Source organism: Streptomyces sp. NPDC006140 (assembly GCF_040628815.1).
In the GTDB taxonomy this organism is placed as follows: domain Bacteria; phylum Actinomycetota; class Actinomycetes; order Streptomycetales; family Streptomycetaceae; genus Streptomyces.
Genome location: NZ_JBEXTS010000005.1, coordinates 352,411 through 364,048, shown reverse-complemented (window position 1 = coordinate 364,048; position 11,638 = coordinate 352,411). Strand labels below are relative to the sequence as shown.

General features: G+C 72.2%; 12 protein-coding genes. 5 read left to right on the top strand and 7 right to left on the bottom strand.

The annotated features are described in order from the left end of the window. The first annotated feature begins 44 nt into the window (after window positions 1-44). The 3 genes from ABZ386_RS17255 to ABZ386_RS17245 all read left to right on the top strand — a co-directional run bounded on the left by ABZ386_RS17255 (window position 45) and on the right by ABZ386_RS17245 (window position 3,905). Window positions 45-857 carry a methyltransferase domain-containing protein gene (locus ABZ386_RS17255; protein WP_351339240.1) on the top strand — a complete coding sequence of 271 codons (813 nt, stop codon included), beginning with the start codon at window positions 45-47 and terminating at the stop codon, window positions 855-857. Window positions 858-925: 68 nt separating this feature from the next. Beyond that, window positions 926-3,169: an MMPL family transporter gene (locus ABZ386_RS17250; RefSeq protein ID WP_358965004.1), complete on the top strand. Its 2,244-nt coding sequence runs from the start codon at window positions 926-928 to the stop codon at window positions 3,167-3,169. After that, window positions 3,162-3,905, top strand: coding sequence for an alpha/beta fold hydrolase (locus ABZ386_RS17245; protein WP_356619558.1), 744 nt, complete (start codon window positions 3,162-3,164; stop codon window positions 3,903-3,905). Before ABZ386_RS17250 ends, ABZ386_RS17245 begins: the two co-directional genes overlap by 8 nt. Before the next feature lie 48 nt (window positions 3,906-3,953). Here the strand turns inward: ABZ386_RS17245 and ABZ386_RS17240 are convergent, their stop codons facing one another. From ABZ386_RS17240 to ABZ386_RS17230, 3 genes are read right to left on the bottom strand one after another with little or no spacing between them, the layout of a single operon-like run. Continuing rightward, a complete protein-coding gene (locus tag ABZ386_RS17240) occupies window positions 3,954-4,475 on the bottom strand; it encodes a DUF5994 family protein (RefSeq protein ID WP_351339248.1) in 522 nt (173 codons plus the stop codon). Between the two features lie 51 nt (window positions 4,476-4,526). Beyond that, entirely contained in the window at window positions 4,527-5,168 is a 642-nt protein-coding gene (locus tag ABZ386_RS17235) for a DUF5994 family protein (RefSeq protein WP_356502797.1), read from the bottom strand. Window positions 5,169-5,228: 60 nt separating this feature from the next. After that, window positions 5,229-5,741: a hypothetical protein gene (locus tag ABZ386_RS17230; protein ID WP_351339253.1), complete on the bottom strand. Its 513-nt coding sequence runs from the start codon at window positions 5,739-5,741 to the stop codon at window positions 5,229-5,231. A gap of 507 nt (window positions 5,742-6,248) precedes the next feature. Here ABZ386_RS17230 and ABZ386_RS17225 point away from each other — a divergent pair. Then, window positions 6,249-6,926 carry a hypothetical protein gene (locus ABZ386_RS17225; RefSeq protein ID WP_355717203.1) on the top strand — a complete coding sequence of 226 codons (678 nt, stop codon included), beginning with the start codon at window positions 6,249-6,251 and terminating at the stop codon, window positions 6,924-6,926. A gap of 63 nt (window positions 6,927-6,989) precedes the next feature. On the opposite strand, the gene ABZ386_RS17220 is transcribed toward ABZ386_RS17225, so the two are convergent. Both ABZ386_RS17220 and ABZ386_RS17215 read right to left on the bottom strand, forming a co-directional pair. Next, a complete protein-coding gene (locus ABZ386_RS17220; RefSeq protein ID WP_355717206.1) occupies window positions 6,990-8,705 on the bottom strand; it encodes a SpoIIE family protein phosphatase in 1,716 nt (571 codons plus the stop codon). A 325-nt stretch (window positions 8,706-9,030) separates the two neighbouring features. Further along, window positions 9,031-9,186: a DUF6131 family protein gene (locus ABZ386_RS17215; protein WP_351339262.1), complete on the bottom strand. Its 156-nt coding sequence runs from the start codon at window positions 9,184-9,186 to the stop codon at window positions 9,031-9,033. 168 nt (window positions 9,187-9,354) lie between these two features. Between ABZ386_RS17215 and ABZ386_RS17210 the strand changes: the two genes are divergently transcribed. After that, a complete protein-coding gene (locus ABZ386_RS17210) occupies window positions 9,355-9,693 on the top strand; it encodes a hypothetical protein (protein ID WP_114254340.1) in 339 nt (112 codons plus the stop codon). A gap of 92 nt (window positions 9,694-9,785) precedes the next feature. On the opposite strand, the gene ABZ386_RS17205 is transcribed toward ABZ386_RS17210, so the two are convergent. After that, window positions 9,786-10,445, bottom strand: coding sequence for a response regulator transcription factor (locus tag ABZ386_RS17205; RefSeq protein ID WP_351339265.1), 660 nt, complete (start codon window positions 10,443-10,445; stop codon window positions 9,786-9,788). After that, window positions 10,421-11,611, bottom strand: a complete 1,191-nt coding sequence (locus ABZ386_RS17200) for a histidine kinase (protein WP_355717211.1) — start codon at window positions 11,609-11,611, stop codon at window positions 10,421-10,423. The genes ABZ386_RS17205 and ABZ386_RS17200 overlap by 25 nt, the downstream gene beginning before the upstream one ends. Window positions 11,612-11,638 lie beyond the last annotated feature (27 nt).

Genomic DNA, 11,638 nt, shown 5'->3' with positions numbered 1-11,638 from the left:
TCCGATCCGCAGTACGTGACAAAGCTACCCAAGAGAGGCAACCGATGCTGACCCAGGTGCTCGACCTACTGGCCTGCCCGTCCTGCTCGGCGGACGTCACGCAGACCGCGCCCACCGAGCTGAAGTGCTCCTCCTGCGGCCGAGGCGCCCCGGTCACCCCTGCCTTCATCGACATGGTCCGGGAGCCGGGCAAACCCGACCCGGCCGCGCCGACCACCGCGCAGAAGCTGATGGAGAGCACCGCGTTCGTCCGGCTGTACGAGGCCGTCATGCGCCCGTTCTTCTCGAGGCTCTTCGCCGGGTTCGGCAATCACATTCCGGACTACGCCGAAGAGTTCGAGATCTACCGGAAATGGTTGAAGCTCGACGAGGAGAACACCGGCACGTGGCTCGATCTTTCCTGCGGCGCGGGGTATTTCACCGACCAGCTCGCGGGTGCGGTGCCCGAGGCGACCGTGGTCGGCCTGGACATCTCCGAGGCGATGCTGCACAAGGCGGTGCAGGAGACCGTTGGCCGTCGCAACGTTCACCTGGTCCGCGGGGACGTGCGTCGACTGCCCTTCAAGGAGGGTGTTTTCGACGGCGTGAACAACCCCGGATCGCTGCACCTGTACGCCGACCCGGTCGGCGCCTACGAGGCGGTGTTCCGGCTCCTGAAGCCCGGTGGCGTCTACGTGGCCAGCACCTTCGCGGTCAACGATCTCGTCAGCAGCCGCATCGGGGTCAGGATGACCGGAATCCGTCGCACGGACCTGAAGCAGCTGCCCGGGCAGCTGGAGAAGGTGGGATTCACCAACTACCGCTTGATTAAGTTTGGCTCGGTGTTCGCGTTCGCGGTCACCAAGCCCGAGGCATAACCCAGGATGCGTTCACGTCGCAGTCGGACATCCGGACGCGTCCCTCTGAGGAAGAATCGGCGGTAAGCATGTCAGCTTTACTTCGAATCGCAGGACGGCCCAGGCTGCTGCTGTCCTGTGTCGTCGCGCTGCTGGTGGGCGCGGTACTCGTGGGCGGCGGTCTCACCGACCGGCTCCAACTCGGCGGCACCGAGGACCCGGCCGCGGAGTCCAGCCTGGCGGCCGAGACGATGGACGCCAAGTTCCCGGCCAGCAGGCCCAATCTCGTCCTGCTCGTGAAGGCGGAGGCCGACGCCCCCACCACGAAGCGGGAGGGCACCGCGCTGGCACAGCGGCTGGCCCGGGAGCAGGGCATCACCGGTGTCCTCGACTACTGGCAGACCGGTGACCCCGGACTGCGCGCGAAGGACGGCCGGTACGCGCTGATCGTCGCCCACATCAAAGGCAACGAGACCGACGCGGGCAAGGTCTTCGAGCGCATCGAGGACGACTACCGGGGCACCATCGGTGACCTGGAGGTGTCCCTCGGCGGCACCGTCGCCGTGCGCAACGAGTCACAGCAGCAGACCGCCGACGACCTGGTGAAGTCCGAGCTGATCGCCTTTCCGCTGGTGCTCCTCATCCTGCTGCTGGCCTTCGGCAGCGTCGTCTCCGCGCTGCTGCCGCTCGGGATCGGCGTGATCGCCATCCTGGGGACCAACGCGGTCCTGACGGGGATCACGCACCTGACCGACGTGTCGGTCTTCGCGCAGAACCTGACGACGGCACTCGGGTTCGGCCTGGCGATCGACTACGCGCTCCTCATCGTCCGGCGCTACCGGGAGGAGCTGAAGCGCGACCCTGACACCGCGCGGGCCCTCAGCGCCACGATGCACAGCGCCGGCCGGACGGTCCTGTTCTCGGCCTTCGTCGTGGCCGTGTCGCTCGCCGCGATGCTGATCTTCCCCATGTACTTCCTGCGCTCGTTCGCGTACGCCGGCATCACCGTGGTGGCGCTCGCCGCGCTCGCCGCGCTCATCGTGCTGCCCGCCCTGCTGCTGCTCCTCGGCCACCGGGTGGACGCGCTGCGACTGCGCCGCAAGGGCAGCCAGGAGCGGGAGGCCGCCGCGCAACGCCGCTGGCGTGCCCTCGCCGGGGGGACGATGCGCCGTGCGCCGCTGGTCACTGTGCTCGTCACCGCGGTTCTGATCCTGGTCGGCCTCCCCTTCCTGAAGGTCGAGTTCGGCACGGTGGACGACCGGACGCTCGGTGAGAAGGCCGAGGCCCGGATCGTCCACAACACCCTGCGCGAGTCCTTCCCCGTCAGTCCGACCGGCGGCATCGACGTACTGGCCCAGGACGGGGAGCGGCGGGACATCGGTGCCTACGCCGAGAAGCTGTCCGCGCTGAAGGGCGTGGCCCGCGTGGACAGCCCGACCGGCACCTACCAGGACGGACAGCTGGTCCAGCCGCCCACCGCGGCGAACGCGACCCGCGCGGTGTCGGGCACCGGCTACCTGACCGTCTGGCCCGTCCCCACCATCGAGGACATCTCCGTCGAGAGCCAGGACCTCGTCAAGCGCGTCCGGGCCGTCGAGGAGCCGCCCTCGTCCTCGGTGAGGGTCGGCGGGCAGGCCGCCATGCTGGTGGACAGCCGGGCCGTCATCGGTGAACTCCTGCCGTACGCGCTGCTGTTCATCGTCCTGGTCACCCTCGTCATGATCTTCCTCATGACCGGTTCGCTGGTGCTCCCGTTCCTGGCGGTCGTGCTCAACGCGCTCAGCCTCACCGCGATGTTCGGGGCCGCCGTCTGGGTGTTCCAGGAGGGCCACCTCAGTGGGCTGCTCGGCTTCACGGCCACCGGGTTCATCGAGACCTCGCTGCCCGTGCTGATGTTCTGCCTGACCTTCGGTCTGTCGATGGACTACTCCCTGTTCATCCTGTCGCGGATCAAGGAGAACTACGACCGGCACGGCGACCACCGCGAGGCCGTGCGCTCCGGCATCGCCCAGACCGGAGGGGTGATCACCGCCGCCGCGGTGCTGCTCACCATCGTGATGGTGGCCATCGGCACCTCGCAGATCACCCTCACCAAGATGCTGGGCCTGGGCGTCGCCCTGGCCATCCTGGTGGACGCCACCCTGGTGCGGTGCCTGCTGGTGCCCGCCCTCATGGCGATCTTCGGCCGCGCCATCTGGTGGGCCCCGAAGTCGCTCCAGCGCTTCCGGATCCGCGAGGAGGCAACGCAGCCGTCCGCACCGGGTGGGGGAGGGGACGAGGGGACGTCGCTCGTCTCCGCCTCGGACAGCAAGCGCGGCGGCGGCGATGGCTGACCCGGATGCCTGGTTCGTGGTGCCCCGTCCGCGCCCGGACGCCCGGCGCCGGATGCTCCTCTTCCCGCACGCGGGCGGCGGGGCGAACTACTACCGCGCCTGGGCCGCGCACCTCCCCCCGCACGTGGAGCTGCGGATCGTGCAGTACCCCGGGCGGGAGCACCGCATGGCGGAGCCGCTCGTCCCCGACATGGCGACCCTCGCGGGGGCGGTGGCCGACGCGGTCGCCGGGGCGTCCGGGCCCGCGCTGCCCACGACGTTCGTCGGCCACAGCATGGGCGCGTCCGTCGCCTACGAGGTCGCGCGGCTGCTGGAGGACGACTTCGGGGAGCGCCTCGAACATCTCGTCGTCTCGGGCCGGTCGGCGCCCGGCACCCCAGCCGGCCAGGCCTCCCGCACCGGTTCGCTGACCGACGAGGAGCTGCGGGCGGACCTCGCCGGTGAGGGCGGTACGGACCCGAGGCTGCTGGACGCCCCGGACGTGCGGGCGGTCATCCTCCCGATCGTGCGCAACGACTACCGGCTGCTGCAGAGGTACACGGCCCGGCCCGTTCCCCTCCGCTGCGACCTCACGGCCGTCGTCGGTGACGCCGATCCCTCGGTCCCGGTGCACGCGGCCCGGCCCTGGGAACAGTGCACGAAGGGCCGGTTCCGGCTCCACGTCCAGCCAGGCGGCCACTTCTATTTCCGCACGCGGCTCCCCGACGTCGTACCCCTGCTCACGGAGCGACCGTAGGACGAGCTGGGCGAACGTGTGCTGCGGCCGCCGGCGGCTCAGCCGGAGTCACCGGTCCTCCCGCCGGCGGCCGTCCGCAGTGACCGGGCCGGCCGGACGGTTGGGATCCGTGCCGGTGTCGATCAGGATCTGCTGGGCCTGCCTCGGGTTGCCGGTACGGACCGCTTCGGTCATGGCGGCTCGCGCCGCCTCGGGGGGCGTGTCCGGTGGGACCACGAGCAGGGAGAAGTGGTCCTGGTCCCCTCGGGTCACGAGCGCGGTGTCGTCGCCCACGGCGAAGACGTCGATGTGCACCACACGGTCGTCGACGGTCATCCGCGTCGGCATCTCGTCCCAGGCCGCGGAGTCCAGGCCGATCCGTGTGACCGGCCCGAGGCGCTCGGTCAGCGCGCTGATCAGGCCGGGCAGTTCGACGGTGAGATTCCTGGAACGGGGCCACCACGCACCGTCGAGGATGCCCCGGCGTTCGTGCGTGGTGGTGAGCCGCAGAAGTGCCGTTCCGGGACGTATGGATTCGTGCACACCGTCTGCCAGAAGTCCTGCCGGAGGCGGGGAATCGGGATCGGGCATCGTGCTCACCTGCCTGTTCAGGGCCCTGCCGTCCACGCTACTCCTGCCGGGTCAGGCGCGGTCGCCGAGCGCGGCGGTCATGATCGGCCCGGCCGCCTCCTCGGTGGTGTCTGCGGGAGGGGAGAGCGGGGCCGAGGGACGCCTCGGTGCTCCGCCCTCGTCTTCCCACTGCTCCATCTGCCCCTGCTCGCGTACGACCTGGTCCTCGACGTGGCGGCGTCGCTCGGCCGCCAGGAGTTCGCTCGCGGTGAGGTGGAGCGCGGGGTCGGCCGCCGCGGCCATGAGCCGCGCGGCCGTGGCGGTCTCGGTCCGGGGCGGGACGACGAGCAGGTCCCAGCGGCCGACGCCGTACGAGAAGAGCCGGATCATGTGCGGGTCGAAACCGGACGCGAACCACGCGGCCTTCACCGTGTGCCCGGTCACGGGCAGGTCGCAGGGTGCCGCCGGCCAGGTGTCGCGGTGGGACGCCATGCGCGACACGCGTCCTCGCGTCGCGTCGAACGCCTCGGTGAGCGCGGGAAGTTCGGCCATCAGGTCGTCGGTACGGGGCCACCAGGCGCCGCACACGGGACCGGGCGGGAAGGTCGGCGGGCGCAGGGCGAGCCGGACAGGGCCCGCGGAGGTGCGTTCCGGGCGGGCCGGGGCGCGTTCAACGGCCCTGGGCGGCGGGCCTGTGCCGGTGGGTGGGTTCATGTCGCGGTTCCTGTCCTCGGGCGGTCGTCGTGCGGTGGCCGGTGCCGCGGTGGGCCGGGGTCAGCCCGGCTCGTCGGTGTGGGTGCGTCCCGCCTGGGTGTGGCTCGTGGTCAGCCAGGGCGACTCGGCGGAGGGCTCTTCGATGACGTGCCCGGTGTCGACCGTGAGATGGAGCAGGGTGCCCTGCCCGTCGGCGCCCGCGGGATAGCTGCGTGGCTCGTCGCAGCGGAAGTTCCGGCGCAGCAACTGCGCCACCCGTTGGGCGGTGTCGGGGTCGGCGGCGATGATGCGGACCTCCGCGAGTCCGACCACGGGGGGATCACCGTCCGCGGCCTCGTACGTCGGCGGATCTTCGTCTGTGCTGTGGGGAGTCTCGGTCTCGACGCCCTGCGGCATTCCGCTGGCTGTGCGTGGTCCGGTCCCGGCGGCGGGGCGGCCCGGAAGGAAGCGGCTGTAGGAATACGAGGCGATCCTTTCGGCGTGCGCCGAGTTGAGCCGGTGGATCATGTACACGCCGCCGGCGATGAGCACGAGGAACGCGGCGATGATGAGGGCGATGTCCATGGCGGTCACGGCCTGACGGTCGGTCGAACGCGAGAAGCGCTCGGGGGAAGCGGACCCGCCGCCCCACGGGCGCGTGGTGCCCGTGGTGCAGTGGTGCCGCTGGTGAAGAGCACCAGTACGGCCCTGCGCGGGTCGGGCTCCGGCCACGCGTCGGCGGCGGGGAACGTATCGAAGGCCGAGGCCATCGCGCTGACCTGTCTCCGGAAGCCGCTGCGCTGCGCGGGGCCTCCGGTGAAGTGTCTCGCCGAGGACGAGACCGGCGCGGGAGCCGGTGTGCGACATGCCCTCGGTACCTCCACCGTACTCCCGCGCGCCCCCGACCGACGGGGAGCGGACGGCGCCGCCGTACCCGCCTCGGCGTTCCCGGCCACCGTCGGCCCACAAGGGGGGCGCGGCCCGGGGAGTACGGTGGAAGACACCGAGGGCATGTCGTGCGCCGGTTCCTGCACCGGTGCCGTTCTCGGCGACCGACGACGCCGGGCCGGATCCGCCCGTGCCCGGGGCAGGGCTTGCGTCATGACCGTGAACGTGCCGGTTCCGCCGACGACCACAGAGCTCCTTGGGCGGCCCGTCGGCCCGGACCGGCACGGTGCGCGGAAGCCCGGCCCGTCACGGCCGGAACGAGGCTCCTCGCCCCGGGAGGGGCAACGCGTCCGTCCGCTGACCCGGCGTCAGATCGAGGACCATCTGCAGGAACTGGGCGATCTGTACGCGGAGACGTCCGGCGGCGGCCCCTGGGCGTGGAACCAGGCCCGCGGCGCCTTCCTGCGGCGGCTGGCGGCCGACGTACGGCGGCCGGGATTCGAGTTGCTGGTCGCGGAGACCACCGTGCTGACCGGATGCGCCTACGGTTTCCCCGTACGCGACGACGGCCCCGGGTGGGAGGGCTTCGACGGATACCTGCCGGGGAGGCTGCTCCGGCTCGCCGCCTCCGGACGCCTCTTCGTGATCTGCGGGATCCACGTTCCGTCCCGCGTACGCAGGCAGAACCAGGACCGTGCCTGGAACCTCGCCCGGCGCCTGCAGAAACGGCTGCTCACCGACCACGGCGCCGCCGTCGCCGTCACGCTGGTGAACCGCTCCGACCACAGGACCGTCGAGGCGCTGCGGTCCTGGGGGTGGCGGTACATCGAAGGCGACACACTTCGGACGGCCCCGCTCGGCCCGTTCCGCGTCCTGGTCCTCGAGAGCTGAGACCTGAGACCTGAGACCTGAGCCCCTGAGCACCACGTCCCGCCTCCCCGCGGTCCCCGGCTCTCACGGCGACGGCAGGCGCAGGGCCAGGAGGGCCACGTCGTCGGTGCTGCCGGGCGGCATGCGGGCGGGCAGCTGGTCGCACAGCGTGTCCAGCGGTTCGTGGGCGAGAGCGAGGGCGTGGCGGCGCAGCCGGGCGAGGCCGGTGTCCAGGTCGCTGCCGGGGATCTCGATCAGGCCGTCGGTGTAGAGCAGCAGGGTGGAACCCGGCGGCAGGGACTGCGCGGCGCTCGGCCGGCTGTTGCCGCTGCCCGGAGCGGCGCCGAGGAGGAGTCCCTGGCCCGCTTCGAGGTACCGCGCCTGTCCGTCCCGGGTCAGCAGGAGGGGCGGCGGATGCCCCGCGCTGGTCCACCGCAGCGTCCACGGGCCGGTGTCCGGGTCGCCTTCGAGCAGGGCGAGGACGAGGGTGGCCATGGGGACGGTGGTGATGGCGGGCATGGCGTCGTCGAGGCGGTCGACGACGGCGCCGGGCGGGCCGGTGTGGTCCCAGGCCAGTGAGCGCAGGATGCCGTGCAGCTGTGCCATGCCGGCCGCCGCGGTCAGGTCGTGGCCCACGACGTCGCCGATGACCAGCGCGAGCGTGCCGTCCTTCCGCTCGAACGCGTCGTACCAGTCGCCACCGACCTGGGAGCCGGCCGGGGCGGGCTGGTAGCGGGCGGCCAGCCGCAGCCGGCCGGGCTGGGGCAGCGGGGCGAGCAGGTTGCGCTGCATGGCCTCGGCGACGGCGCGCTGACGGCCGAAGCGGCGGGCGTTGTCGATGACCAGGCCGACCCGGCGGCCGATGTCGCTCACCACTGTCAGGTCGTCGGCGTCGAAGGGGTGCGCCGGGTCCGTGCGCACCAGCGTCAGGGCGCCGGTGATCTGCCGCCGGGAGCCCAGCGGCACCGTGACGGCGGACGTCGCGCCGGCGGCCCGCAGGAAGCCGCCGTGGACGGCGGACAGGGCGGAGGCGGTCGGCGCGGCGACGTCCGCCTCGCGCTGCAGGACGGGATCACCGCCGTGCAGCACCTGGACCAGAGGGGAGCGGGCCTCCTCCCCGGCCTCGGGAAGGCGCTCGCGCCAGTTCTCCTGTGCGGCGTCCCGGCCCCCGGGACCCGTCACCGCCACACGGTGGACCTGTCCGGAACCGACCCGGAGGTCCACCGCCGCCCAGTCGGCGAGGCGGGGAACCAGCAGGCGGCCCAGCCGGGCGAGCGCCTCATCGGTCTCCAGCGTCTGACCGAGCACGTCGGTGATCTCCGCGACCAGCGTCAGCCGCTCGGTGAGGTCCTCCAGAGCATGCGTATAGGCCGCACGCTCCCGGCGCGCGCTGCGGTCGCCGGCGGCGTCGGTGAACAGCACGGCCATGCCCATGAAGGCGCCGTCGTCCGTCAGGGGAGAAGCGGACCAGGAGATCGCGATCAGGCCACCGTCACCGCGCACACAGATGTCGCCCTCCCCCCGCGCCTCGGCCCTCTCGGCCCCGGCCCGCAGCAGCGGGCACTGCTCCCGGGGGATCCTGCCGCCGTGCGCGTCCCGGTGCAGCAGGTCGTGTGCGTCCTCCTCGACCATCGCCGCGGCGGCGCGGCCCAGCAGCCGCTCGGCGGCCGGGTTGACCGCGAGAATCCGTCCGGCGGGGTCCACCACGATCAGGGCCGTGCCCAGCTGCCCGACGACCCGCTGCCAGAAACCCGGCGCGGCCGGACACCGCCACCCCTCGTCTCCCACACCCTCCACCACGCTGCCCCTCCAGTCATGGGAACCCTCGCCGAAGACCGCGGACGCGTCGGCAGGCCGAGACCCCGGTCGATCGACGGTTCCCCGACCTGGCTCGATCACTCCGCGACCTTGCCTCCTGCCCATGGTGTACGGACAGGCCCGGGTAGGGGGCGGCGCCGGGCCGGTCGGCGGCGTACGGCCGCATTCGGCTACGACCCGCTCCGGGGTGGGCGGTGCCGGTCCGGGTGGCACCCGCGCCAGTCGCGGGGCCGGGCGCGGCGGCGCCCGGCCCTGTCACAGGAAGGCCGTGCGTTCCCTCGGGGCGGGGCCTGCGGCCCCTGCCGTGTCACCAGTAGTGACGTCGTCCGGCGACGGCGTGTCCCATCGCCCCGAGGACCCACAGGATCGCTCCGACGGCCACCAGGACGATCCCGATGGTCCACAGGATGGATACGCCGGTGACGAAGCCGACGACGAGCAGAATGATGCCCAGGACGATCATGACGCCTCCCCTGGGGAGTAGTTCCGGTTCCACTGTGAACCGCGAGGAGCCGGGAGGGAAGGGGGGACCCGTCACCCGTTACGCCCTGCGATGCTCCAGGTGCGGCGGCGCAACGACCGAGAGACGCTGAGAGAGTCCGGTTGGAGCACCTGCTGAAGGAGCACACCGATGCAGTTCCTCGTGATCGGCAAGTACACGGAACCCGGCACGCTGCTGCCCGAGGACCGGATGCCCACCCTCATCAACGATCGGGTCCTTCCGGCTCTCGAAACGCTGGCACAGTGGGAGGAGAAGGGCGAGACGGTCAAGGCCGGCGGCATCTTCGCGGGTCAGCGGGTCGGAGCCTTCTTCCTGGAGGCCGAGTCGGGTGAGGAGGTCGGGCAACTGCTGAGCAGCCTGCCCTTCTGGCACGACGTCACCTGGGAAGTGACCCCCATGCAGTCCTTCCGGTCGACCATCGAGCGCGAACTCCATGTCCTGGAGCAGGCGCAGGCCGGCGCTTCCTAGAGCTGTCCGGGCGTTGTCGCCTGCTGAATCAGGTGGTGCGGTGGCCGGCCGGGGCGAGGCCCGTTCCGTGGGCCCGCGCCCGGCAGGTGGGTTCAGGCACGCAGATACGCCAGTACCGCCAGGACCCGACGGTGGTCGTCGGGGGCCGCGGGCGGGAGGTCGAGCTTCAGGAGGATGCTCGCGATGTGCTTGGCGACGGCGGCCTCGGTGACGACGAGCCGGCGGGCGATCGCCGCGTTGGAGCGGCCCTCGGCCATGAGCGCCAGGACCTCGCGTTCGCGCGGTGTGAGCCGCTCCAGCGGATCGCGGCGGCGGGCGAGCAGCTGGCGTACGACCTCGGGGTCGACGACCGTGGATCCGGCGGCGACCCGGGTGACGGCGTCGGCGAACTCCTCGACGTCGCCGATGCGTTCCTTGAGCAGGTAGCCCGTTCCGACGCTGCCGCGGCGGTCGTCCAGCAGTTCCTCGGCGAACGTCTGCTCGACGTACTGGCTGAGGACGAGGACGGCGAGTCCGGGCTGCTCGGACTGGAGCCGGCGGGCAGCCCGCAGCCCTTCGTCCGTCTGGCCGGGTGGCATACGGACGTCGGTGATGACCAGGTGCGGTCGGTGCTCCCGGGCCGCGGCGAGCAGGGAGGGGCCGTCGCCCACGGCGGCGAGGACCTGATGGCCGAAGCGCTGGAGGAGGTGGACGAGACCTTCGCGCAGGAGGACGGCGTCCTCCGCGATCACGATGCGGAGGGACGGCCGCACGGGATCTCCGCTCTCAGCAGGGTGGGCCCGCCTGGCGGGCTGGACAGGAGCATTCTGCCGTCGGCCGCGGCGATCCTGTCGGCGAGGCCGATGAGGCCCGTACCGCGAGCGGGGTCGGCGTTGCCCGAACCGTTGTCCTCGATGTCGAGGCGGAGCAGTCCGTCCTGGCAGCGGGCAGTGATGCGACAGTGGTCGGCACCGCTGTGTCTGGCGATGTTGGTGAGCGCCTCGGCGGTCACGAAGTACGCGGTCTGCTCGACGTTCGCCGGAAGCCGGCCGGAGAGACCGATGTCCAGGTGCACGGGGACCGGGCACCGCCCGGCGATGTCCCGCACGGCGGCGGGCACCCCGCGCTCGGTCAGAACCTGGGGATGGATGCCCCGGATCAGCTCCCGCAGCTCGGTGAGCGCTTCCTTGGCCAGGGCGTGGGCCTGTGCGACCTCCCTCGCCGCGGCGCTGCCGGGCGGCAGGTCGAGGGCGGCGAGGCCCAGCTTCATGGTGAGGGCGACAAGGCGCTGCTGGGCGCCGTCGTGAAGGTCGCGTTCGATGCGGCGGCGTTCGGTCTCGAAGGCGTCGACGAGGCGCGCTCGGGAGCGCACGACCTCGCGCAGTTCGTGGTCCTTCGGGAAGAGGACAGCACGGGTCACCGCGGCCCGGACGCCCGCCCAGGCACCGATGGGGTACGCGGACACGGGCAGGAGCAGGGCACCCGCGACGGGGCCGGCCACGGTCTGCCAGGCGGAGGCCGTGGGCTGGAGTGGCGCGAGGAGGAGGAAGCCCGGGATGCCGAGCGAGACCAGGACGACGGCCAGGTCCATCCAGCCCACCGCCAGGACGGACACGGCGCCGTAGCCGGCGACCGGCAGGCCGTTGCGCGGTTCGGGCCGGTCACCGCGGCCACCGCGGTCGCCCCGGTCGACGAGCGCGAGGCGGCGTCGCTCGAGCGGGCCCGCGAGGGCACCGGCGAAGACCACGAGGGCCACCGCGCAGAGCGCCGTGGCCCATGTGCCGAGGGACGCGGTGAACAGCCCGCCGACACCGAGGTACGCGGCCGTCGCGAACACCCCGCCGGACAACAGGAACCCCAGTGCGCGCCACGGCCACACGGTGCGGAGATATCCCAACGGGCTGCGGGCGAGGGCCTCCAGGACAGTTCGAGGGGTCACGCGGTCGAACGTAGCGGCGCCGGTACC

Coding starts and splice junctions, on each gene's coding strand:
- ABZ386_RS17235 (WP_356502797.1), bottom strand. CDS start 5,168: ATGAACCCACCCACCGGCACAGGCCCGCCGCCCAGGGCCGTTGAACGC.
- ABZ386_RS17215 (WP_351339262.1), bottom strand. CDS start 9,186: ATGATCGTCCTGGGCATCATTCTGCTCGTCGTCGGCTTCGTCACCGGC.
- ABZ386_RS17255 (WP_351339240.1), top strand. CDS start 45: ATGCTGACCCAGGTGCTCGACCTACTGGCCTGCCCGTCCTGCTCGGCG.
- ABZ386_RS17210 (WP_114254340.1), top strand. CDS start 9,355: ATGCAGTTCCTCGTGATCGGCAAGTACACGGAACCCGGCACGCTGCTG.
- ABZ386_RS17250 (WP_358965004.1), top strand. CDS start 926: ATGTCAGCTTTACTTCGAATCGCAGGACGGCCCAGGCTGCTGCTGTCC.
- ABZ386_RS17240 (WP_351339248.1), bottom strand. CDS start 4,475: ATGCCCGATCCCGATTCCCCGCCTCCGGCAGGACTTCTGGCAGACGGT.
- ABZ386_RS17245 (WP_356619558.1), top strand. CDS start 3,162: ATGGCTGACCCGGATGCCTGGTTCGTGGTGCCCCGTCCGCGCCCGGAC.
- ABZ386_RS17225 (WP_355717203.1), top strand. CDS start 6,249: ATGACCGTGAACGTGCCGGTTCCGCCGACGACCACAGAGCTCCTTGGG.